This is a genomic window from Enterobacter quasiroggenkampii, from assembly GCF_043972695.1.
Lineage (GTDB): Bacteria > Pseudomonadota > Gammaproteobacteria > Enterobacterales > Enterobacteriaceae > Enterobacter > Enterobacter quasiroggenkampii.
Window position 1 is genome coordinate 146,142 of record NZ_CP143745.1, and the last position, 18,408, is coordinate 164,549.

At 50.9% G+C, this 18,408-nt stretch carries 34 protein-coding genes; 3 read left to right on the top strand and 31 right to left on the bottom strand.

The window, feature by feature from the left end:
- The first annotated feature begins 52 nt into the window (after positions 1-52).
- The 3 genes from rsmB (at position 53) to mscL (ending at position 3,295) form a co-directional block, all read left to right on the top strand.
- A complete protein-coding gene (gene rsmB / locus V1572_RS00725) occupies positions 53-1,339 on the top strand; it encodes a 16S rRNA (cytosine(967)-C(5))-methyltransferase RsmB (RefSeq protein WP_395299628.1) in 1,287 nt (428 codons plus the stop codon).
- Positions 1,340-1,361: 22 nt separating this feature from the next.
- Positions 1,362-2,738, top strand: coding sequence for a Trk system potassium transporter TrkA (gene trkA, locus V1572_RS00730; protein WP_025759209.1), 1,377 nt, complete (start codon positions 1,362-1,364; stop codon positions 2,736-2,738).
- Between the two features lie 146 nt (positions 2,739-2,884).
- Positions 2,885-3,295: a large-conductance mechanosensitive channel protein MscL gene (gene mscL / locus V1572_RS00735; RefSeq protein ID WP_025759210.1), complete on the top strand. Its 411-nt coding sequence runs from the start codon at positions 2,885-2,887 to the stop codon at positions 3,293-3,295.
- Here the strand turns inward: mscL and V1572_RS00740 are convergent.
- From V1572_RS00740 to rpsJ, 31 genes are all read right to left on the bottom strand, one after another.
- Positions 3,269-3,511, bottom strand: coding sequence for an alternative ribosome-rescue factor A (locus tag V1572_RS00740; RefSeq protein WP_045909530.1), 243 nt, complete (start codon positions 3,509-3,511; stop codon positions 3,269-3,271). The genes mscL and V1572_RS00740 overlap by 27 nt on opposite strands.
- Before the next feature lie 56 nt (positions 3,512-3,567).
- Positions 3,568-3,993 carry a Zn(2+)-responsive transcriptional regulator gene (gene zntR / locus V1572_RS00745; RefSeq protein WP_021242972.1) on the bottom strand — a complete coding sequence of 142 codons (426 nt, stop codon included), beginning with the start codon at positions 3,991-3,993 and terminating at the stop codon, positions 3,568-3,570.
- 2 nt (positions 3,994-3,995) lie between these two features.
- Complete coding sequence (locus V1572_RS00750) at positions 3,996-4,364, bottom strand: DUF1992 domain-containing protein (RefSeq protein WP_045909532.1); 369 nt, start codon at positions 4,362-4,364, stop codon at positions 3,996-3,998.
- 107 nt (positions 4,365-4,471) lie between these two features.
- The gene (rplQ, locus tag V1572_RS00755) at positions 4,472-4,855 is read right to left on the bottom strand and encodes a 50S ribosomal protein L17 (protein WP_001216368.1); all 384 of its coding nucleotides are present in this window, start codon (positions 4,853-4,855) and stop codon (positions 4,472-4,474) included.
- A 40-nt stretch (positions 4,856-4,895) separates the two neighbouring features.
- A complete protein-coding gene (locus tag V1572_RS00760; protein ID WP_002919219.1) occupies positions 4,896-5,885 on the bottom strand; it encodes a DNA-directed RNA polymerase subunit alpha in 990 nt (329 codons plus the stop codon).
- Positions 5,886-5,910: 25 nt separating this feature from the next.
- Positions 5,911-6,531 (bottom strand): 30S ribosomal protein S4, encoded by a 621-nt coding sequence (gene rpsD / locus V1572_RS00765; protein ID WP_004868345.1) that lies wholly within the window; start codon positions 6,529-6,531, stop codon positions 5,911-5,913.
- 33 nt (positions 6,532-6,564) lie between these two features.
- Positions 6,565-6,954 carry a 30S ribosomal protein S11 gene (gene rpsK / locus V1572_RS00770; RefSeq protein ID WP_003863312.1) on the bottom strand — a complete coding sequence of 130 codons (390 nt, stop codon included), beginning with the start codon at positions 6,952-6,954 and terminating at the stop codon, positions 6,565-6,567.
- 16 nt (positions 6,955-6,970) lie between these two features.
- Positions 6,971-7,327 (bottom strand): 30S ribosomal protein S13, encoded by a 357-nt coding sequence (rpsM, locus tag V1572_RS00775; RefSeq protein WP_003863308.1) that lies wholly within the window; start codon positions 7,325-7,327, stop codon positions 6,971-6,973.
- Positions 7,328-7,473: 146 nt separating this feature from the next.
- Entirely contained in the window at positions 7,474-7,590 is a 117-nt protein-coding gene (gene rpmJ, locus V1572_RS00780) for a 50S ribosomal protein L36 (RefSeq protein WP_000868187.1), read from the bottom strand.
- Positions 7,591-7,621: 31 nt separating this feature from the next.
- On the bottom strand, positions 7,622-8,953 hold the full coding sequence (gene secY / locus V1572_RS00785; RefSeq protein WP_003863305.1) for a preprotein translocase subunit SecY: 1,332 nt from the start codon (positions 8,951-8,953) through the stop codon (positions 7,622-7,624).
- 7 nt (positions 8,954-8,960) lie between these two features.
- A complete protein-coding gene (rplO, locus tag V1572_RS00790) occupies positions 8,961-9,395 on the bottom strand; it encodes a 50S ribosomal protein L15 (protein WP_003863304.1) in 435 nt (144 codons plus the stop codon).
- Positions 9,396-9,398: 3 nt separating this feature from the next.
- Complete coding sequence (gene rpmD / locus V1572_RS00795) at positions 9,399-9,578, bottom strand: 50S ribosomal protein L30 (protein ID WP_003863301.1); 180 nt, start codon at positions 9,576-9,578, stop codon at positions 9,399-9,401.
- Positions 9,579-9,584: 6 nt separating this feature from the next.
- Positions 9,585-10,085: a 30S ribosomal protein S5 gene (gene rpsE, locus V1572_RS00800; RefSeq protein ID WP_003863299.1), complete on the bottom strand. Its 501-nt coding sequence runs from the start codon at positions 10,083-10,085 to the stop codon at positions 9,585-9,587.
- 14 nt (positions 10,086-10,099) lie between these two features.
- The gene (gene rplR / locus V1572_RS00805; protein ID WP_003863297.1) at positions 10,100-10,453 is read right to left on the bottom strand and encodes a 50S ribosomal protein L18; all 354 of its coding nucleotides are present in this window, start codon (positions 10,451-10,453) and stop codon (positions 10,100-10,102) included.
- A 9-nt stretch (positions 10,454-10,462) separates the two neighbouring features.
- A complete protein-coding gene (gene rplF / locus V1572_RS00810; protein WP_003863296.1) occupies positions 10,463-10,996 on the bottom strand; it encodes a 50S ribosomal protein L6 in 534 nt (177 codons plus the stop codon).
- A 12-nt stretch (positions 10,997-11,008) separates the two neighbouring features.
- A complete protein-coding gene (gene rpsH, locus V1572_RS00815; RefSeq protein ID WP_006178918.1) occupies positions 11,009-11,401 on the bottom strand; it encodes a 30S ribosomal protein S8 in 393 nt (130 codons plus the stop codon).
- A 30-nt stretch (positions 11,402-11,431) separates the two neighbouring features.
- Positions 11,432-11,737, bottom strand: coding sequence for a 30S ribosomal protein S14 (gene rpsN, locus V1572_RS00820; RefSeq protein WP_003863291.1), 306 nt, complete (start codon positions 11,735-11,737; stop codon positions 11,432-11,434).
- A gap of 14 nt (positions 11,738-11,751) precedes the next feature.
- Positions 11,752-12,291, bottom strand: a complete 540-nt coding sequence (gene rplE, locus V1572_RS00825; RefSeq protein WP_001096202.1) for a 50S ribosomal protein L5 — start codon at positions 12,289-12,291, stop codon at positions 11,752-11,754.
- 14 nt (positions 12,292-12,305) lie between these two features.
- A complete protein-coding gene (gene rplX / locus V1572_RS00830) occupies positions 12,306-12,620 on the bottom strand; it encodes a 50S ribosomal protein L24 (protein WP_003863287.1) in 315 nt (104 codons plus the stop codon).
- A gap of 10 nt (positions 12,621-12,630) precedes the next feature.
- Positions 12,631-13,002, bottom strand: coding sequence for a 50S ribosomal protein L14 (gene rplN / locus V1572_RS00835; protein ID WP_002919748.1), 372 nt, complete (start codon positions 13,000-13,002; stop codon positions 12,631-12,633).
- A gap of 166 nt (positions 13,003-13,168) precedes the next feature.
- Positions 13,169-13,423: a 30S ribosomal protein S17 gene (gene rpsQ / locus V1572_RS00840; RefSeq protein ID WP_008503489.1), complete on the bottom strand. Its 255-nt coding sequence runs from the start codon at positions 13,421-13,423 to the stop codon at positions 13,169-13,171.
- A complete protein-coding gene (gene rpmC / locus V1572_RS00845) occupies positions 13,423-13,614 on the bottom strand; it encodes a 50S ribosomal protein L29 (protein ID WP_003863282.1) in 192 nt (63 codons plus the stop codon). Before rpmC ends, rpsQ begins: the two co-directional genes overlap by 1 nt.
- Positions 13,614-14,024 (bottom strand): 50S ribosomal protein L16, encoded by a 411-nt coding sequence (gene rplP, locus V1572_RS00850; RefSeq protein WP_002919759.1) that lies wholly within the window; start codon positions 14,022-14,024, stop codon positions 13,614-13,616. The genes rpmC and rplP overlap by 1 nt, the downstream gene beginning before the upstream one ends.
- A 12-nt stretch (positions 14,025-14,036) precedes the next feature.
- The gene (gene rpsC, locus V1572_RS00855; protein WP_000529945.1) at positions 14,037-14,738 is read right to left on the bottom strand and encodes a 30S ribosomal protein S3; all 702 of its coding nucleotides are present in this window, start codon (positions 14,736-14,738) and stop codon (positions 14,037-14,039) included.
- A 17-nt stretch (positions 14,739-14,755) separates the two neighbouring features.
- Positions 14,756-15,088, bottom strand: a complete 333-nt coding sequence (gene rplV, locus V1572_RS00860; protein ID WP_002919773.1) for a 50S ribosomal protein L22 — start codon at positions 15,086-15,088, stop codon at positions 14,756-14,758.
- Between the two features lie 14 nt (positions 15,089-15,102).
- Positions 15,103-15,381, bottom strand: a complete 279-nt coding sequence (gene rpsS, locus V1572_RS00865; protein ID WP_001138117.1) for a 30S ribosomal protein S19 — start codon at positions 15,379-15,381, stop codon at positions 15,103-15,105.
- Between the two features lie 16 nt (positions 15,382-15,397).
- The gene (gene rplB, locus V1572_RS00870) at positions 15,398-16,219 is read right to left on the bottom strand and encodes a 50S ribosomal protein L2 (protein ID WP_008457150.1); all 822 of its coding nucleotides are present in this window, start codon (positions 16,217-16,219) and stop codon (positions 15,398-15,400) included.
- 17 nt (positions 16,220-16,236) lie between these two features.
- On the bottom strand, positions 16,237-16,539 hold the full coding sequence (rplW, locus tag V1572_RS00875; protein WP_000617546.1) for a 50S ribosomal protein L23: 303 nt from the start codon (positions 16,537-16,539) through the stop codon (positions 16,237-16,239).
- Positions 16,536-17,141 (bottom strand): 50S ribosomal protein L4, encoded by a 606-nt coding sequence (rplD, locus tag V1572_RS00880; protein WP_000424395.1) that lies wholly within the window; start codon positions 17,139-17,141, stop codon positions 16,536-16,538. Before rplD ends, rplW begins: the two co-directional genes overlap by 4 nt.
- A 10-nt stretch (positions 17,142-17,151) precedes the next feature.
- On the bottom strand, positions 17,152-17,781 hold the full coding sequence (rplC, locus tag V1572_RS00885; protein ID WP_003863274.1) for a 50S ribosomal protein L3: 630 nt from the start codon (positions 17,779-17,781) through the stop codon (positions 17,152-17,154).
- A gap of 32 nt (positions 17,782-17,813) precedes the next feature.
- On the bottom strand, positions 17,814-18,125 hold the full coding sequence (rpsJ, locus tag V1572_RS00890) for a 30S ribosomal protein S10 (RefSeq protein ID WP_001181005.1): 312 nt from the start codon (positions 18,123-18,125) through the stop codon (positions 17,814-17,816).
- Positions 18,126-18,408 lie beyond the last annotated feature (283 nt).

Genomic DNA, 18,408 nt, shown 5'->3' on the forward strand with positions numbered 1-18,408 from the left:
GCAAATTTATTCTTAAGGCCCGGTGTTTCCGGGCATTTTTATTTTTACGGTTATGAAAAAACAAAATCTACGCAGTATGGCGGCCCAGGCCGTCGAGCAGGTTATCGAGCAGGGCCAGTCATTGAGTAACGTCCTGCCTCCCCTGCAGCAAAAAGTTTCTGATAAAGATAAAGCCCTGCTTCAGGAGCTCTGCTTTGGCGTTCTGCGCACACTCTCTCAGCTTGAGTGGCTGATTAATAAGCTGATGTCCCGCCCAATGACGGGCAAGCAGCGCACCGTACATTATTTGATTATGGTGGGTTTTTATCAGCTTCTTCATACCCGCATCCCACCTCACGCCGCGCTGGCAGAGACGGTGGAAGGTGCCGTTTCGATTAAACGTCCTCAGTTGAAAGGGCTGATCAACGGCGTATTGCGCCAGTTCCAGCGACAGCAGGATGAGCTTCTGGCTGAATTTGCCCAAAACGAAGCGCGCTTCCTGCATCCGGACTGGCTGTTGAAGCGCCTGAAAAAAGCTTATCCGCAGCAGTGGCAGGACATTGCCGATGCCAACAACCAGCGTCCGCCAATGTGGTTACGCGTGAATCGTAATCACCACACCCGTGACGCATGGCTGGCATTACTCGAAGAAGCTGGAATGAGCGGCTTCACCCATGACGCATACCCTGATGCCGTGCGCTTAGCATCGCCTGCACCGGTAAATGCATTACCCGGCTTTGAAGAGGGTTGGGTAACGGTACAGGATGCTTCTGCTCAGGGTTGCATGACCTGGCTTGAACCCCAAAACGGTGAGCAGATCCTCGATCTCTGCGCCGCGCCAGGGGGCAAAACGACGCATATTCTTGAAGTGGCTCCACAGGCCAGCGTGATGGCGGTGGACGTTGATGAGCAGCGTCTTTCACGCGTCTATGACAACCTCAAGCGCCTGGGCATGAAGGCGCAGGTTAAGCAAGGCGATGGACGCAAACCCGCAGAATGGTGTGGTGAAACACAATTCGATCGCATTTTGCTGGATGCCCCCTGCTCTGCAACCGGCGTGATTCGTCGTCATCCGGATATCAAGTGGCTGCGCCGCGATCGTGATATTAACGAACTTGCCCAGTTGCAATCCGACATCCTCGACGCCATCTGGCCGCATCTCAAGCCCGGCGGCACGCTGGTGTATGCAACCTGCTCGGTACTTCCTGAAGAAAACAGTCAGCAAATCGCGGCCTTCCTTAAACGTACCCCGGATGCTGCTCTGCGCGATACGGGAACGCCTGAATGCCCGGGTAAGCAGAATCTGCCGGGTGCAGAAGAGGGTGATGGCTTCTTTTACGCTAAGCTAATCAAAGAGTGATGTTGAGAACAGGTCACGAGATATGAAGATTATCATTCTGGGCGCAGGACAGGTTGGCGGAACGCTGGCGGAAAACCTGGTTGGCGAAAACAACGACATCACCATCGTGGATACCAACGGCGATCGCCTGCGTGTTTTGCAGGACAAATTTGACCTGCGCGTTGTGCAGGGCCATGGTTCACACCCGCGCGTTCTTCGTGAGGCGGGCGCTGACGATGCCGATATGCTGGTTGCGGTGACCAGTTCTGACGAAACCAATATGGTGGCCTGTCAGGTGGCCTACTCGCTTTTCAACACGCCAAACCGAATCGCGCGCATCCGCTCTCCGGACTATGTCCGCGATGCTGAGAAGCTGTTTAACTCAGAAGCGGTCCCTATTGATCATCTCATCGCCCCAGAACAGCTGGTTATCGATAATATCTACCGTCTGATCGAATATCCGGGCGCCCTGCAGGTAGTGAACTTTGCCGAAGGTAAAGTGAGCCTGGCCGTCGTTAAAGCCTATTACGGCGGGCCATTGATCGGCAATGCGCTTTCCACCATGCGCGAGCACATGCCGCATATCGATACGCGCGTCGCAGCCATTTTCCGTCACGACAGGCCAATCCGCCCGCAGGGCTCCACGATTGTCGAAGCCGGTGACGAAGTCTTCTTTATTGCAGCTTCACAGCATATTCGTGCGGTGATGAGTGAACTTCAGCGTCTCGAAAAACCCTATAAACGCATTATGCTGGTCGGCGGCGGCAATATCGGTGCAGGTCTGGCACACCGGCTGGAAAAAGATTACAGCGTGAAGTTGATCGAGCGCGATCAGCAGCGTGCTGCTGAACTGGCGGAAAAACTGCAAAATACGATCGTATTTTATGGCGATGCGTCCGATCAGGAATTACTGGCTGAAGAGCATATTGATCAAGTTGATCTCTTTATTGCCGTCACCAACGACGATGAAGCGAATATAATGTCCGCCATGCTCGCCAAACGCATGGGGGCCAAAAAGGTCATGGTGCTTATCCAGCGTCGGGCATACGTTGATCTGGTGCAGGGCAGCGTCATTGATATTGCCATTTCACCTCAGCAGGCGACCATTTCCGCGCTCCTGAGCCATGTGCGTAAAGCGGATATTGTCGGGGTGTCATCGCTCCGCCGCGGTGTCGCGGAAGCCATTGAAGCCGTGGCGCACGGAGATGAAACCACGTCACGCGTCGTGGGCCGTTCGATAGACGAAATTAAGCTGCCACCGGGAACGATTATCGGTGCCGTCGTGCGCGGAAATGATGTCATGATTGCCAATGATAATTTACGTATTGAGCAAGGCGATCACGTTATTATGTTCCTTACCGATAAAAAGTTTATTACCGACGTCGAACGTTTATTCCAGCCCAGCCCATTCTTCCTTTAATGTGTCGGGTGCCTGAAAAAGTGCACCCGACCTTTATCCTTTTCATTTCTGTGCCTTTTATTTTTCATAACGTTTAATTATCCCGAATGGCAATTAGCTAATCATTTGTTAAACTTATAGTCGTCAGCTGGCACAAGGAGAACAAAATGAGTTTTATTAAAGAATTTCGCGAATTTGCGATGCGCGGAAACGTGGTGGATTTGGCAGTGGGTGTCATTATTGGTGCGGCATTCGGCAAGATTGTTTCATCATTAGTGGCCGACATTATCATGCCACCTTTAGGGTTGCTGATCGGGGGCATTGATTTCAAACAATTCGCTTTCACGCTGCGTGAAGCACAAGGTGATGTTCCGGCAGTCGTGATGCACTACGGCGTATTTATTCAGAACGTATTTGATTTCGTGATTGTGGCGTTTGCCATTTTTATGGCTATCAAGCTGATCAACAAGCTGAACCGTAAAAAAGAAGAGCCGGCAGCGGCGCCTGCACCTACAAAAGAAGAAGTGCTGCTGAGTGAGATTCGCGATCTGTTAAAAGAGCAGAACAACCGCGTTTAATCGAAAGCTTAAAGCAGGAAGGCCAGTGGTAAATAAGCGATTCGCTTGTTTGCCACTGGCCTCCCAGTTACCCCGTTTTGCATGCTTGTCTTTACGCAGATAACTCCCTTTCCCTTTTTTGTTCTTCTCAACACGTTGTCTGAATAGCGGGTCGTGAAGTAGTGCCTCAATGGCATTGTCTTTTATCTGTCCTTTCGTGTGCTGATAGCGGCTCATAAATTCTCCTGAGCATGTTTATGACGACGGGAGTCTAGATCCGGATGGACTAAAAATCAACAGTCCTCGGTTTCTCCACTGGCCCCCTGTTCAAGGGCTTCCAGTATGGAACAATAAATACTGCTGTGGGCCGTGCCGCAACAAGCATCATTCAGCCTTTGCAGAGAGCGCTGCATGGTCTGCAGTTCCTGAATGCGTGCTTCCACTTCATCCAGCCGGGCCTGCACAATGCTTTTAGACTCCTGGCAGGTGTGATGTGCCGGATCGATGCGGATCGATAATAGCTCGCGGATCGAGTCTAATGTGAAACCGAGCTGGCGCGCATAACGAATAAACCGCAGGCGCTGCAGATCGTTATCGGTATAAAGTCGAAAGCCACCTTCAGTACGGACTTCATGGTCGATCATCTGCTGCTTTTCGTAATATCGGATGGTATCCGGCGTGACGTTAGCGAGCTTCGCAAGTTCACCGATACGGTACATAACTACCCCTCGTTAATTTTCCGCAACAAGCTTTCACCGTATTCACCGTGCAGAAAGTCAGTGTTCATTCCTGCCTGGCGCAGCTTAAGTTCAAGCAGGGCCAGACGGCGGCTCAGTTCAGAATGTCGCGGATCGTCCTGACGGATCCCTTTCAGTAGATCGGCCAGTTCAACAGCCTCTCTTCGCTGTTCAAGTTCCGGTGGGAGACAGCCTGCATTTTTCAGTAAACGGTAGCCCGCCCGTAGTTCAGGCGCAATGTGCGAGTCATCGTCAAGCACAAGGGGTTCGCCGCGTCCCGGAAGATCGTCGAATTCACCTTTTTTTTGGGCATCGCGAATATGGCGTTCTGCCCACTGGTCGAGCAACCACATTACCAGCTCCAGAGGATGAACAGAATTGATAAAAACATTGTAGAGAAGTGGGGATATCGCGGATATAAAAAAACCCGCCGGAGCGGGTTTTTTTACGTTACTGCAGATTACTCTGCAGCAGCTTCTGCTTTCTCTGAACGATCAACCAGCTCGATGTAAGCCATCGGCGCGTTGTCGCCTGCACGGAAACCACACTTCAGAATGCGAGTGTAACCACCGGCACGGCTCGCGAAACGCGGGCCCAGTTCGTTAAACAGTTTTGCCACGATCTCGTTATCACGAGTACGGGCGAATGCCAGACGACGATTAGCAACGCTGTCAGTCTTGGCAAGAGTAATCAGCGGCTCAACTACGCGACGCAGCTCTTTCGCTTTAGGCAGGGTCGTCTTGATGATCTCATGACGAACCAGTGAACCTGCCATGTTGCGGAACATAGCCTGGCGATGGCTGCTGTTGCGGTTCAGTTGACGACCACTCTTACGATGGCGCATGACCTTATCCTTCTCAGTAAAACCTTAACCTGTGATCCGGTTACTCGTCAGCAATGCTTGCCGGTGGCCAGTTTTCCAGGCGCATGCCCAGAGACAGACCACGTGAAGCCAGCACGTCTTTAATCTCAGTAAGAGATTTTTTACCCAGGTTCGGCGTTTTCAGCAACTCAACCTCGGTACGCTGTACCAGATCACCGATATAGTGGATAGCTTCTGCCTTGAGGCAGTTAGCAGAGCGGACAGTCAATTCGAGATCGTCAACAGGGCGCAGCAGGATCGGATCGAATTCTGGTTTCTCTTCTTTCACTTCCGGCTGACGTACATCACGTAAGTCAACGAAAGCTTCCAGTTGTTCTGCCAGGATGGTTGCCGCACGACGAATCGCCTCTTCAGGATCGATTGTGCCGTTGGTTTCCATTTCGATGACCAGCTTGTCCAGGTCGGTACGCTGTTCTACACGCGCTGCTTCAACATTGTAGGCAATACGCTCTACAGGGCTGTAGCATGCGTCGACCAGCAGACGGCCGATTGGGCGCTCATCTTCTTCCGAATGAATTCGGGCAGAAGCCGGCACATAACCACGACCGCGCTGAACTTTGATACGCATGCTAATTGCTGCGTTCTCATCGGTCAGGTGGCAGATCACGTGCTGCGGCTTGACGATTTCAACATCACCGTCGTGGGTGATGTCGGCTGCAGTCACAGGGCCAATGCCAGATTTATTCAGAGTAAGAATAACTTCATCTTTACCCTGAACTCTCACCGCCAGCCCTTTCAGGTTGAGCAGGATTTCAAGGATATCTTCCTGAACGCCTTCTTTGGTGCTGTACTCATGAAGTACACCATCAATCTCAACCTCGGTCACCGCGCAACCCGGCATCGATGAGAGCAGAATACGGCGCAGTGCGTTACCCAGAGTATGGCCAAAGCCACGCTCTAAAGGCTCAAGGGTCACCTTGGCGTGCGTCGAACTCACTTGCTCGATATCTACCAGGCGCGGTTTTAGAAACTCTGTCACAGAACCCTGCATTGTGTCCTCTCTTTGGTACTAAGCTTTACTTGGAGTAAAGCTCGACGATCAGGTGTTCGTTAATGTCCGCAGACAGATCAGAACGTTCTGGCTGACGCTTGAACGTACCTTCCATCTTGCCAGCATCAACTTCCAGCCAGGTTGGCTTTTCACGCTGCTCAGCCAGCTCCAGAGCGGCCTTCACGCGAGATTGCTTTTTCGCTTTCTCACGAATGCTAACAACGTCATTCGCTTTAACCTGATAAGAAGCGATGTTAACAACACGACCGTTTACCATGATTGCTTTGTGGCTAACCAGCTGACGTGATTCAGCACGAGTAGCGCCGAAGCCCATACGGTATACAACGTTGTCCAGACGACCTTCCAGCAGAGCCAGCAGGTTTTCACCTGTGTTGCCTTTCAGACGTGCTGCTTCTTTATAGTAGTTACGGAACTGACGCTCCAGCACACCGTACATACGGCGAACTTTTTGCTTTTCACGCAACTGCACACCATAGTCAGACAGACGCGGTTTACGCGCACCGTGCTGGCCAGGAGCTTGTTCAATTTTACACTTGGTATCGATCGCGCGAACGCCAGACTTAAGGAATAAGTCGGTGCCCTCACGACGGCTCAGCTTGAGCTTAGGACCCAAATATCTTGCCATTTTCTATCTCCAACTAACCTAAAAAACGGAGCGTTATACGCGACGTTTTTTCGGCGGACGACAACCGTTATGAGGGATCGGAGTCACATCAGTAATATTCGTGATGCGGAAACCAGCGGCGTTCAGAGCGCGAACAGTAGATTCACGACCCGGACCCGGACCTTTAACCATAACTTCCAGATTCTTGATGCCGTATTCTTTTACGGCTTCAGCGCAACGCTCTGCTGCAACCTGAGCTGCGAACGGAGTGGATTTGCGAGAACCACGGAAACCGGAACCACCGGCTGTTGCCCAACCCAATGCGTTACCCTGACGATCAGTAATAGTAACGATGGTGTTGTTGAAAGAAGCATGGATATGAGCCACGCCGTCAGAGACTTGTTTTCTTACACGTTTACGTGCACGAACTGGTGCCTTTGCCATTATTCAATCACCCCGATTATTTCTTGATCGGTTTGCGCGGACCCTTACGGGTACGTGCGTTGGTCTTAGTACGCTGACCGCGCACTGGCAGACCACGACGATGACGCAAACCGCGATAGCAACCAAGATCCATCAGGCGCTTGATGCTCATGCTGATTTCACGGCGCAGATCACCTTCAACGACAAATTTGGCAACTTCGTCACGCAGCGTGTCGATTTGTTCTTCAGACAGCTCACTGATCTTAACATCTTCAGCGATACCCGCTGCAGCCAGAATGGCTTTAGAACGGGTCTTGCCGACGCCGTAGATCGAAGTTAATGCGATCACAGCATGTTTCTGATCAGGAATGTTAATGCCTGCTATACGGGCCACTATGCACTCCTACTATTTAATATGTACGCACCATGCTGAAAAGCCCGTTTTCAGGATACTCAAATGGAAACGTACAGACATACAAAAGATTGGCTGGCTAATCTAGCCAGCTCAACCCAACTTTGCAAGAAAAATATGCGAAATAATCAGCCTTGGCGCTGTTTATGCTTCGGCTCGGCACTGCAAATCACACGGATGACACCATCACGCTTAACGATTTTGCAGTTACGGCATAATTTCTTGACGGAAGCACGAACTTTCATTTTTACTCTCCGTAACTTCTCAGGCGACCAATTAGCGGCCGTAGCCTTTCAGGTTCGCCTTCTTCAATGCAGACTCATACTGACTGGACATCATCAGAGTTTGCACTTGAGCCATAAAGTCCATAATCACGACAACAACGATAAGCAGTGAGGTCCCACCGAAGTAGAACGGTACTTTCATTGCATCACGCATGAACTCCGGGATCAGGCAGATAAAAGTAATATAGAGCGCACCAACCAAAGTCAGGCGGGTCATTACTTTATCGATATACTTCGCCGTTTGCTCTCCCGGACGAATTCCTGGTACAAATGCACCGGACTTCTTCAGGTTATCTGCTGTTTCACGCGGGTTGAAGACCAACGCCGTGTAGAAGAAACAGAAGAAGATGATCGCAGACGCATAGAGTAACACATAAAGTGGTTGCCCAGGCTGCAAATACAGCGAAATTGTTGTCAGCCAGTTCCAACCAGTACCGCCCCCGAACCATGACGCGATGGTCGCCGGGAACAGAATAATACTGGAAGCGAAGATAGCCGGGATAACCCCCGCCATGTTCACTTTCAGCGGTAAATGTGTGCTCTGTGCAGCATAGACACGACGACCTTGCTGACGTTTAGCGTAGTTCACCACAATGCGGCGTTGACCACGTTCAACGAAGACAACAAAGAACGTCACTGCAAATACTAATACTGCAACCAACAGCAACAGGAGGAAGTGCAGGTCGCCTTGACGCGCTTGCTCGATAGTGTGGGCGATGGCTGGCGGGAGGCCCGCAACAATACCGGCGAAGATAATGATTGAGATACCGTTACCGATACCACGCTCAGTAATCTGTTCGCCGAGCCACATCAGGAACATTGTCCCTGTGACCAGACTTACAACAGCGGTGAAGTAGAATGCAAAGCCCGGGTTTAACACCAGGCCCTGCATACCAGGCATATTCGGCAGACCGGTAGCAATACCGATCGACTGGAATATTGCCAGCACCAGAGTACCGTAACGGGTGTACTGACTAATCTTACGACGTCCAGACTCCCCTTCTTTCTTCAACTCTGCCAGGGCCGGATGAACGACCGTCAGCAGCTGGATAATAATAGATGCCGAAATGTACGGCATAATACCCAATGCGAAGATAGAAGCACGGCTGAGAGCACCACCAGAGAACATGTTGAACATTTCAATGATGGTGCCTCGCTGTTGCTCAAGCAGTTTGGCAAGTACAGCGGCATCGATACCAGGGATCGGAATAAAAGAGCCAATACGGAACACAATCAGCGCGCCGATAACAAACAGCAGTCTGCGTTTCAGCTCGCCAAATCCACCTTTGGCACTTTGAAAATCTAATCCCGGTTGCTTAGCCATCTGCTACTTATTCCTCAATTTTACCGCCAGCAGCTTCGATAGCAGCACGAGCACCTTTAGTAACACGCAGGCCACGAACAGTTACCGGAGTAGAAACTTCACCAGCCAGGATCACTTTCGCGAACTCGATCTGGATACCGATAATGTTTGCTGCTTTCAGCGTGTTCAGGTCTACAACGCCGCCTTCAACTTTCGCCAGGTCAGACAGACGGATTTCCGCTGTGATCGCTGCTTTGCGAGAGGTGAAGCCGAACTTCGGCAGACGACGGTACAGTGGCATCTGGCCACCCTCGAAACCGCGACGTACGCCACCGCCAGAACGAGAGTTCTGACCTTTGTGACCACGACCACCGGTTTTGCCGAGGCCAGAACCGATACCACGACCCAGGCGTTTACCCGCCTTTTTAGAGCCTTCGGCCGGAGACAGAGTATTTAAACGCATCTCTTACTCCTCAACTTTAACCATGAAGTAAACCGCGTTGACCATACCACGAACAGCAGGAGTATCCTCGCGCTCAACGGTATGACCAATACGACGCAGACCCAGGCCAAGCAGCGTTGCCTTGTGTTTCGGCAGACGACCGATTGCACTGCGGGTTTGAGTGATTTTAATAGTCTTTGCCATGGTCAATTACCCCAGAATTTCTTCAACGGATTTACCACGCTTGGCAGCGACCATTTCTGGAGAATTCATATTTTCCAGGCCATCAATAGTTGCACGAACCACGTTGATCGGGTTGGTGGAACCATATGCTTTAGCCAGAACGTTATGAACCCCAGCAACTTCCAGAACGGCGCGCATTGCACCACCGGCGATGATACCGGTACCTTCTGAAGCTGGCTGCATGAATACACGAGAACCCGTGTGAACACCTTTAACTGGGTGCTGCAGGGTGCCGTTGTTCAGCGCGACGTTAATCATGTTGCGACGGGCTTTTTCCATCGCTTTCTGGATCGCTGCTGGAACTTCACGCGCTTTACCGTAACCAAAACCAACGCGACCGTTACCATCGCCTACTACAGTCAGAGCTGTGAAGGAGAAAATACGACCACCTTTAACGGTTTTAGATACGCGGTTTACCGCGATCAGCTTTTCCTGCAGTTCGCCAGCCTGTTTTTCGATGTGAGCCATCTTACACCTCTACCTTAGAACTGAAGGCCAGCTTCACGGGCAGCATCTGCCAGTGCCTGGACACGACCATGATATTGGAACCCGGAACGGTCAAAGGAAACATTGCTGATGCCTTTTTCCAGAGCGCGTTCAGCAACAGCTTTACCTACAGCTGCAGCGGCGTCTTTGTTACCGGTGTACTTCAATTGTTCTGAGATAGCTTTTTCTACAGTAGAAGCAGCTACCAGAACTTCAGAACCGTTCGGTGCAATTACCTGTGCGTAAATATGACGCGGGGTACGATGTACCACCAGGCGAGTTGCACCCAGCTCTTTGAGCTTGCGGCGTGCGCGGGTCGCACGACGGATACGAGCAGATTTCTTATCCATAGTGTTACCTTACTTCTTCTTAGCCTCTTTGGTACGCACGACTTCGTCGGCGTAACGAACACCCTTGCCTTTGTAAGGCTCAGGACGACGGTAGGCGCGCAGATCTGCTGCAACCTGACCGATCAGCTGTTTATCAGCGCCTTTCAGCACGATTTCAGTTTGAGTCGGGCATTCTGCAGTGATACCGGCCGGCAGCGGATGCTCAACAGGGTGTGAGAAGCCCAGAGACAGGCCTACTGCATTCCCTTTGATAGCTGCACGATAACCTACACCAACCAGCTGAAGCTTTTTAGTGAAGCCTTCGGTAACACCAACAACCATTGAGTTCAGCAGGGCACGCGCGGTACCAGCCTGAGCCCATCCATCCACGAAACCATCACGTGGACCGAAGGTCAGAGCGTTATCTGCATGTTTAACTTCAACAGCTTTGTTGAGGGTACGAGTCAGCTCGCCGTTTTTACCTTTGATCGTAATAACCTGACCGTCGATTTTTACATCAACGCCGGCAGGAATAACGACCGGTGCTTTAGCAACACGAGACATTCTTTCCTCCGATTAGGCTACGTAGCAGATAATTTCGCCACCAAGACCAGCCTGGCGCGCTGCACGATCAGTCATAACACCTTTAGAGGTAGAAACAACTGCGATACCAAGACCAGCCATAACTTTTGGCAGCTCATCTTTTTTCTTATAGATGCGCAGGCCTGGGCGGCTGACACGCTGAATGCTTTCTACAACAGCTTTACCCTGGAAATACTTGAGAGTAAGTTCCAGTTCCGGCTTGGTGTCGCCTTCAACTTTAAAATCTTCGATAAAACCTTCTTCCTTCAGCACGTTGGCAATTGCCACTTTCAGCTTGGCGGAAGGCATGGTGACCGCAACTTTGTTCGCGGCCTGACCGTTACGGATACGGGTCAGCATATCCGCGATCGGATCTTGCATGCTCATCTGTCTTTACTCCCGTGATTCAATTGGTAATTACCAGCTAGCCTTTTTCAAGCCTGGCACTTCACCGCGCATAGCGGCTTCACGCAGTTTGATACGGCTCAACCCAAACTTGCCCACATAACCATGTGGACGACCTGTTTGACGACAGCGGTTACGCTGACGAGACGGGCTGGAATCACGCGGCAGAGACTGCAGCTTGAGAACCGCATTCCAACGATCTTCGTCGGAAGCGTTCACATCAGAAATGATCGCTTTCAGTTCAGCGCGTTTAGCGAAGAATTTATCAGCTAAAGCTACGCGCTTTACTTCGCGTGCTTTCATTGATTGCTTAGCCATTCAGTAACCCTACCTTACTTGCGGAACGGGAAGTCAAAGGCAGCCAGCAGAGCACGGCCTTCTTCGTCAGATTTCGCAGTAGTGGTAATGGTAATATCCAAACCACGCACGCGGTCGACTTTATCGTAGTCGATTTCTGGGAAGATGATCTGCTCACGGACACCCATGCTGTAGTTACCACGACCGTCGAAAGACTTAGCGGACAAGCCACGGAAGTCACGGATACGTGGAACAGCAATAGTGATCAGGCGCTCAAAGAACTCCCACATGCGTTCGCCACGCAGAGTTACTTTACAGCCGATCGGATAGCCCTGACGGATTTTGAAGCCTGCAACAGATTTGCGTGCTTTGGTGATCAGCGGTTTTTGACCGGAGATTGCTGTCAGGTCAGCTGCTGCGTTATCCAGCAGTTTCTTGTCAGCGATCGCTTCACCAACACCCATGTTCAGGGTGATCTTCTCGACCCGAGGGACTTGCATGACAGAATTGTAGTTAAACTCGGTCATGAGTTTCTTAACTACTTCGTCTTTGTAGTAATCATGCAGTTTCGCCATCGTACTACTCCAAATTACTTGATAGTTTCGCTGTTAGACTTGAAGAAACGGACTTTTTTGCCGTCTTCGAATCTAAAGCCTACACGGTCAGCCTTGCCGGTAGCCGCATTGAAGATTGCAACGTTAGAAACCTGAATAGCAGCTTCTTTTTCAACGATGCCACCTGGTTGGTTCAGGGCCGGAACCGGCTTCTGATGTTTCTTAACCAGGTTGATACCTTCAACGACAAGTTTGCCGGAAGACAGAACATTTTTTACTTTACCGCGTTTACCTTTATCTTTACCGGTTAACACGATAACTTCGTCATCACGACGGATTTTCGCTGCCATGATTCGCTCCTTAGAGTACTTCTGGTGCCAGAGAGATAATTTTCATGAACTTCTCAGTACGAAGTTCACGAGTTACCGGCCCAAAGATACGCGTGCCGATAGGCTGCTCGCTGTTATTGTTTAAAATAACGCATGCATTACCATCGAAGCGAATGACAGAACCGTCAGGGCGACGAACACCCTTCTTGGTGCGCACCACTACCGCCTTCAGCACATCACCTTTTTTGACCTTACCACGTGGAATTGCTTCCTTGATGGTGATCTTGATGATGTCGCCTACGCCTGCGTAGCGACGGTGCGAGCCACCCAGAACCTTGATACACATTACGCGACGTGCACCGGAGTTGTCGGCGACGTTCAGCATAGTCTGTTCTTGGATCATTTTAGTGCTCCGCTAATGTCAACTACTACCTGAGACTCTAAAATCAGAGCCGTTAAAAAGCCCCATATCGAGGGCGCGGCATTATAACACCGCTTCTGCAATATGGGTAGAAAAAATAAACGGCTCATCGCTGAGCCGTTTATTCGTATTGAGAAGGCGTACTGTATTACAGAACCGCTTTCTCTACAACGCGAACCAGCGTCCAGGACTTAGTCTTGGACAGTGGACGGCATTCACGGATTTCAACCTTGTCGCCGATACCACATTCGTTGTTCTCGTCATGTACGTGCAGTTTGGTCGTACGCTTGATGAATTTACCGTAGATCGGGTGTTTCACAATACGTTCGATAGCTACAACAATGGATTTCTCCATTTTGTCGCTAACAACACGACCTTGCAGAGTACGGATTTTATCGGTCATTACGCACCCGCCTTCTGAGTCAGTAAAGTCTTAACGCGTGCAACATTGCGACGCACTTGCTTCAGCAGGTGAGTCTGTTGCAGCTGGCCACTTGCAGCCTGCATACGCAGGTTGAACTGCTCACGCAGCAGGTTCAGCAGCTCAGCGTTCAGCTCTTCAACGCTTTTTTCACGCAGCTCTTTTGCTTTCATTACATCACCGTCTTAGTTACAAAGGTGGTTTTGATAGGCAGTTTCGCTGCTGCCAGGCCGAAGGCTTCACGGGCCAGCTCTTCCGGAACACCGTCCATTTCATAAAGGACTTTGCCCGGTTGGATCAAGGCAACCCAGTACTCCACGTTACCTTTACCTTTACCCATACGAACTTCCAGCGGCTTCTCGGTGATCGGTTTGTCCGGGAATACACGGATCCAGATCTTACCTTGACGCTTAACTGCACGGGTCATTGCACGACGTGCTGCTTCGATCTGACGTGCAGTCAGACGACCACGGCCAACAGCTTTCAGACCGAAAGTGCCGAAGCTAACATCCGTACCCTGCGCCAGACCACGGTTGCGGCCTTTGTGCACTTTACGGAATTTTGTACGCTTTGGTTGTAACATCAGCGACGCTCCTTATTTACGGCCTTTACGCTGCTGCTTTTTAGGTTGAGCAGCCGGTTTTTCCGGTTGTTCAACAGCAGCCATACCACCCAGGATCTCACCTTTGAAGATCCATACCTTAACGCCGATTACACCGTAAGTGGTGTGCGCTTCAGAGGTGTTGTAGTCGATGTCAGCACGCAGAGTGTGCAGCGGTACGCGACCTTCACGGTACCATTCGGTACGTGCGATTTCCGCGCCGCCCAGACGGCCGCTAACTTCAACTTTGATACCTTTAGCGCCCAGACGCATTGCGTTCTGTACAGCACGCTTCATAGCACGACGGAACATAACACGACGTTCCAGCTGAGAAGTGATGCTGTCAGCAACCAATTTAGCGTCCAGTTCAGGCTTACGAACTTCAGCGATATTGATCTGTGCAGGAACGCCAGCGATATCCGCTACGACCTTGCGCAGTTTTTCTACGTCTTCGCCTTTCTTACCGATAACGATGCCAGGACGAGCAGTGTGAATAGTCACACGGATGCTCTTCGCTGGACGCTCGATAACGATACGAGATACAGACGCTTTAGCCAGTTCCTTAGTCAGGTACTGACGTACTTTAAAATCGCTGTCCAGGTTGTCAGCGAATTCTTTGGTGTTCGCAAACCAGGTAGAGTTCCATGGTTTTACAATACCCAGGCGAATACCATTAGGATGTACTTTCTGACCCATTGCTAGTCTCCAGAGTCTCAGCGATCGGACACAACCACAGTAATGTGGCTGGTGCGCTTCAGGATGCGATCTGCACGACCTTTCGCACGCGGCATAATGCGCTTCATGCTTGGGCCTTCATCTACGAAAATTTTCGCGACTTTCAGATCGTCGATGTCAGCGCCATCGTTGTGTTCAGCGTTAGCAATGGCAGATTCCAGTACTTTCTTGACCAATACCGCAGCTTTCTTGTTGGTATAGGTCAGGATGTCCAGGGCCTGCGACACTTTCTTACCGCGAATCAGGTCAGCAACAAGGCGAACCTTCTGTGCAGAAGAACGAGCATGGCGATGTTGAGCTAAAGTTTCCATCTCTTCCTCCTACCTTATTTCTTCTTCGCTTTTTTATCAGCAGCGTGGCCGCGATAAGTACGAGTCGGTGCGAATTCACCCAGTTTGTGACCAACCATTTCGTCGGTAACAAAGACTGGAACGTGCTGACGACCATTATGGACAGCGATGGTCAAACCGATCATGTTAGGAAAGATCGTTGAACGACGGGACCAAGTGCGCAGGGGCTTCTTGTCTCCGCTTTCCACCGCTTTCTCTACCTTCTTCAGCAAGTGCAGGTCAATAAAAGGACCTTTCTTGAGAGAACGTGGCATGGCTTATCCTCTAAAATTATTTGCTACGGCGACGTACGATAAATTTATCAGTACGCTTGTTGCTGCGGGTCTTCTTACCTTTGGTCTGAACGCCCCACGGAGATACCGGGTGCTTACCAAAGTTACGACCTTCACCACCACCATGTGGGTGGTCGACTGGGTTCATCGCAGTACCGCGAACGGTAGGACGAACACCACGCCAGCGTGCAGCACCTGCTTTACCCAGAACGCGCAGCATATGCTCAGCATTGCCAACTTCGCCCAGAGTAGCGCGGCAGTCTGCTTCGACTTTACGCATTTCACCAGAACGCAGACGCAGGGTGACATAAGCACCATCACGCGCAACGATCTGAACGTAAGTACCCGCGGAACGCGCCAGCTGACCGCCTTTACCTGGTTTCATTTCTACGTTATGAACGGTAGAACCAACCGGGATATTGCGCATCGGCAGGGTGTTGCCTGCTTTGATTGCAGCATCAACGCCAGACTGAATCTGGTCGCCAGCTTTCAGGCCTTTAGGGGCCAGAATGTAACGGCGTTCGCCATCTTTGTACAGAACCAGCGCGATGTTCGCGGAACGGTTCGGATCGTACTCAAGACGTTCAACAACTGCTGGGATACCGTCTTTGTTGCGTTTGAAGTCAACAATACGATAAGCCTGCTTGTGGCCACCACCGATGTGACGAGTGGTGATACGGCCATTGTTGTTACGACCACCGGATTTGCTGTTTTTTTCCAGCAACGGAGCAAAAGGTTTGCCCTTGTGCAGCTCAGGGTTAACCACTTTAACTACGTGGCGACGACCCGGAGATGTCGGTTTACATTTAACAACTGCCATTGTATTACTCCTCCGACTTACTCAGCGCCGCCAACGAAGTCCAGATTCTGGCCTTCTTTCAGGGTGACGTAAGCTTTTTTCCAGTCGCTACGACGACCGATACGCTGTCCGTGACGTTTAACTTTCCCTTTAACTACCAGGGTGTTAACGACTTCGACTTCGACTTCAAACAGTTTCTGCACAGCAGCTTTGATCTCTGCTTTGGTCGCGTCTTTAGCAACTTTGAGAACGATGGTGTTTGTTTTTTCCATCGCAGTAGACGCTTTTTCAGAAACGTGCGGTGCGCGAAGCACCTTCAGCAGACGTTCTTCACGAATCATGCCAGCATCTCCTCAACTTGCTTAACAGCATCAGCAGTCATTACGACTTTGTCGAAGGCGATCAGGCTAACCGGGTCGATACCAGTCGCATCGCGTACGTCAACCTTGTGCAGGTTACGTGCGGCCAGGAACAGGTTCTCGTCCAGCTCACCGGTGATGATCAGCACATCTTCCAGAGCCATGTCTTTCAGTTTCTGTGCCAGCAGCTTAGTTTTAGGCGCTTCAACAGAGAACTTCTCGACAACGATCAGACGATCCTGACGTACCAGTTCGGACAGGATGCTTTTCAGCGCGCCGCGGTACATCTTTTTGTTAACTTTTTGACTGTGGTCCTGTGGACGTGCAGCGAAGGTCACGCCACCTGAACGCCAGATCGGGCTCTTGATAGAACCTGAACGCGCACGGCCGGTACCTTTCTGGCGCCATGGCTTTTTGCCAGAACCAGTTACTTCAGCACGAGTCTTCTGAGCACGAGTACCCTGACGAGCACCAGCTGCATAAGCAACAACAACCTGGTGAACCAGCGCTTCGTTGAAATCACGACCGAAGGTAGTTTCGGAAACAGTCAGCGCGCTCTGCGCGTCTTTCAATACTAATTCCATTGCTATCCCCTTACGCCTTCACAGCTGGTTTAACGATCAGGTCGCTACCGGTTGCACCCGGGACCGCACCTTTAACCAGCAGCAGGTTGCGCTCAGCGTCAACACGTACTACGTCCAGGCTCTGAACGGTTACACGTTCGTTGCCCAGCTGACCTGCCATTTTCTTGCCTTTGAACACTTTGCCCGGAGTCTGGTTCTGACCGATAGAACCCGGAACGCGGTGAGACAAGGAGTTACCGTGGGTAGCGTCCTGGGTACGGAAGTTCCAGCGCTTAACGGTACCAGCAAAACCTTTACCTTTAGAGGTACCGGTTACGTCAACTTTTTTAACGTCAGCAAACAGCTCAACGCTAATGTCCTGACCTACGGTGAACTCTTCGCCTTCAGCAAGACGGAATTCCCACAGACCACGGCCAGCTTCTACGCCAGCTTTAGCGAAGTGACCCGCTTCTGGTTTGGTTACACGGTTAGCTTTTTTAGCACCAGTGGTAACCTGAATAGCGCGGTAGCCATCGTTAGCCAGATCTTTAACCTGAGTAACGCGGTTTGCTTCAACTTCGATTACGGTTACTGGGATAGAAACGCCATCTTCAGTGAAGATGCGGGTCATACCCACTTTTTTACCGACTAAACCAATCATTGTTTCAACCTCTCAATCGCTCGATGACCTGATTAACCCAGGCTGATCTGCACGTCTACACCGGCAGCCAGATCCAGACGCATCAGAGCATCAACGGTTTTCTCAGTTGGCTCAACGATGTCAACCAGACGCTTGTGAGTGCGGATTTCGTACTGATCGCGCGCGTCTTTGTTAACGTGCGGAGAGATCAGAACGGTGAAGCGCTCTTTGCGGGTCGGCAGCGGGATCGGACCACGGACTTGCGCACCAGTGCGCTTAGCAGTCTCGACGATTTCCGCGGTTGATTGATCGATCAGACGATGATCAAACGCTTTAAGGCGGATACGGATTCTTTGGTTCTGCATGAGACCAGAGCTCCAATTATTTTATAAACGAAAATGATTACTCCTCAAACCCATTACGATTGATGGGAGAGTGTAACCGTTCTTACGTAGCTCCCCAATTGGGAGCATTGTTGAGTAACAAAATGAGCTACTCTGGTTCTGATTGAACCCGCCGTCAATTACGACAAGCCCGCGCATTATACGTAAATCTGGGCAAGACGCAAGTGCCGTTTAGAAATTAAGCGCCAATGTCGCAGGGTGCGTAAGAGCGCGCAACGTTTTATGCAATGTATTCTGCGGCGAT

Coding starts and splice junctions, on each gene's coding strand:
- rsmB (WP_395299628.1), top strand. CDS start 53: ATGAAAAAACAAAATCTACGCAGTATGGCGGCCCAGGCCGTCGAGCAG.
- trkA (WP_025759209.1), top strand. CDS start 1,362: ATGAAGATTATCATTCTGGGCGCAGGACAGGTTGGCGGAACGCTGGCG.
- mscL (WP_025759210.1), top strand. CDS start 2,885: ATGAGTTTTATTAAAGAATTTCGCGAATTTGCGATGCGCGGAAACGTG.
- V1572_RS00740 (WP_045909530.1), bottom strand. CDS start 3,511: ATGAGCCGCTATCAGCACACGAAAGGACAGATAAAAGACAATGCCATT.
- zntR (WP_021242972.1), bottom strand. CDS start 3,993: ATGTACCGTATCGGTGAACTTGCGAAGCTCGCTAACGTCACGCCGGAT.
- V1572_RS00750 (WP_045909532.1), bottom strand. CDS start 4,364: ATGTGGTTGCTCGACCAGTGGGCAGAACGCCATATTCGCGATGCCCAA.
- rplQ (WP_001216368.1), bottom strand. CDS start 4,855: ATGCGCCATCGTAAGAGTGGTCGTCAACTGAACCGCAACAGCAGCCAT.
- V1572_RS00760 (WP_002919219.1), bottom strand. CDS start 5,885: ATGCAGGGTTCTGTGACAGAGTTTCTAAAACCGCGCCTGGTAGATATC.
- rpsD (WP_004868345.1), bottom strand. CDS start 6,531: ATGGCAAGATATTTGGGTCCTAAGCTCAAGCTGAGCCGTCGTGAGGGC.
- rpsK (WP_003863312.1), bottom strand. CDS start 6,954: ATGGCAAAGGCACCAGTTCGTGCACGTAAACGTGTAAGAAAACAAGTC.
- rpmJ (WP_000868187.1), bottom strand. CDS start 7,590: ATGAAAGTTCGTGCTTCCGTCAAGAAATTATGCCGTAACTGCAAAATC.
- secY (WP_003863305.1), bottom strand. CDS start 8,953: ATGGCTAAGCAACCGGGATTAGATTTTCAAAGTGCCAAAGGTGGATTT.
- rplO (WP_003863304.1), bottom strand. CDS start 9,395: ATGCGTTTAAATACTCTGTCTCCGGCCGAAGGCTCTAAAAAGGCGGGT.
- rpmD (WP_003863301.1), bottom strand. CDS start 9,578: ATGGCAAAGACTATTAAAATCACTCAAACCCGCAGTGCAATCGGTCGT.
- rpsE (WP_003863299.1), bottom strand. CDS start 10,085: ATGGCTCACATCGAAAAACAGGCTGGCGAACTGCAGGAAAAGCTGATC.
- rplR (WP_003863297.1), bottom strand. CDS start 10,453: ATGGATAAGAAATCTGCTCGTATCCGTCGTGCGACCCGCGCACGCCGC.
- rplF (WP_003863296.1), bottom strand. CDS start 10,996: ATGTCTCGTGTTGCTAAAGCACCGGTCGTTATTCCTGCCGGCGTTGAT.
- rpsH (WP_006178918.1), bottom strand. CDS start 11,401: ATGAGCATGCAAGATCCGATCGCGGATATGCTGACCCGTATCCGTAAC.
- rpsN (WP_003863291.1), bottom strand. CDS start 11,737: ATGGCTAAGCAATCAATGAAAGCACGCGAAGTAAAGCGCGTAGCTTTA.
- rplE (WP_001096202.1), bottom strand. CDS start 12,291: ATGGCGAAACTGCATGATTACTACAAAGACGAAGTAGTTAAGAAACTC.
- rplX (WP_003863287.1), bottom strand. CDS start 12,620: ATGGCAGCGAAAATCCGTCGTGATGACGAAGTTATCGTGTTAACCGGT.
- rplN (WP_002919748.1), bottom strand. CDS start 13,002: ATGATCCAAGAACAGACTATGCTGAACGTCGCCGACAACTCCGGTGCA.
- rpsQ (WP_008503489.1), bottom strand. CDS start 13,423: ATGACCGATAAAATCCGTACTCTGCAAGGTCGTGTTGTTAGCGACAAA.
- rpmC (WP_003863282.1), bottom strand. CDS start 13,614: ATGAAAGCAAAAGAGCTGCGTGAAAAAAGCGTTGAAGAGCTGAACGCT.
- rplP (WP_002919759.1), bottom strand. CDS start 14,024: ATGTTACAACCAAAGCGTACAAAATTCCGTAAAGTGCACAAAGGCCGC.
- rpsC (WP_000529945.1), bottom strand. CDS start 14,738: ATGGGTCAGAAAGTACATCCTAATGGTATTCGCCTGGGTATTGTAAAA.
- rplV (WP_002919773.1), bottom strand. CDS start 15,088: ATGGAAACTTTAGCTCAACATCGCCATGCTCGTTCTTCTGCACAGAAG.
- rpsS (WP_001138117.1), bottom strand. CDS start 15,381: ATGCCACGTTCTCTCAAGAAAGGTCCTTTTATTGACCTGCACTTGCTG.
- rplB (WP_008457150.1), bottom strand. CDS start 16,219: ATGGCAGTTGTTAAATGTAAACCGACATCTCCGGGTCGTCGCCACGTA.
- rplW (WP_000617546.1), bottom strand. CDS start 16,539: ATGATTCGTGAAGAACGTCTGCTGAAGGTGCTTCGCGCACCGCACGTT.
- rplD (WP_000424395.1), bottom strand. CDS start 17,141: ATGGAATTAGTATTGAAAGACGCGCAGAGCGCGCTGACTGTTTCCGAA.
- rplC (WP_003863274.1), bottom strand. CDS start 17,781: ATGATTGGTTTAGTCGGTAAAAAAGTGGGTATGACCCGCATCTTCACT.
- rpsJ (WP_001181005.1), bottom strand. CDS start 18,125: ATGCAGAACCAAAGAATCCGTATCCGCCTTAAAGCGTTTGATCATCGT.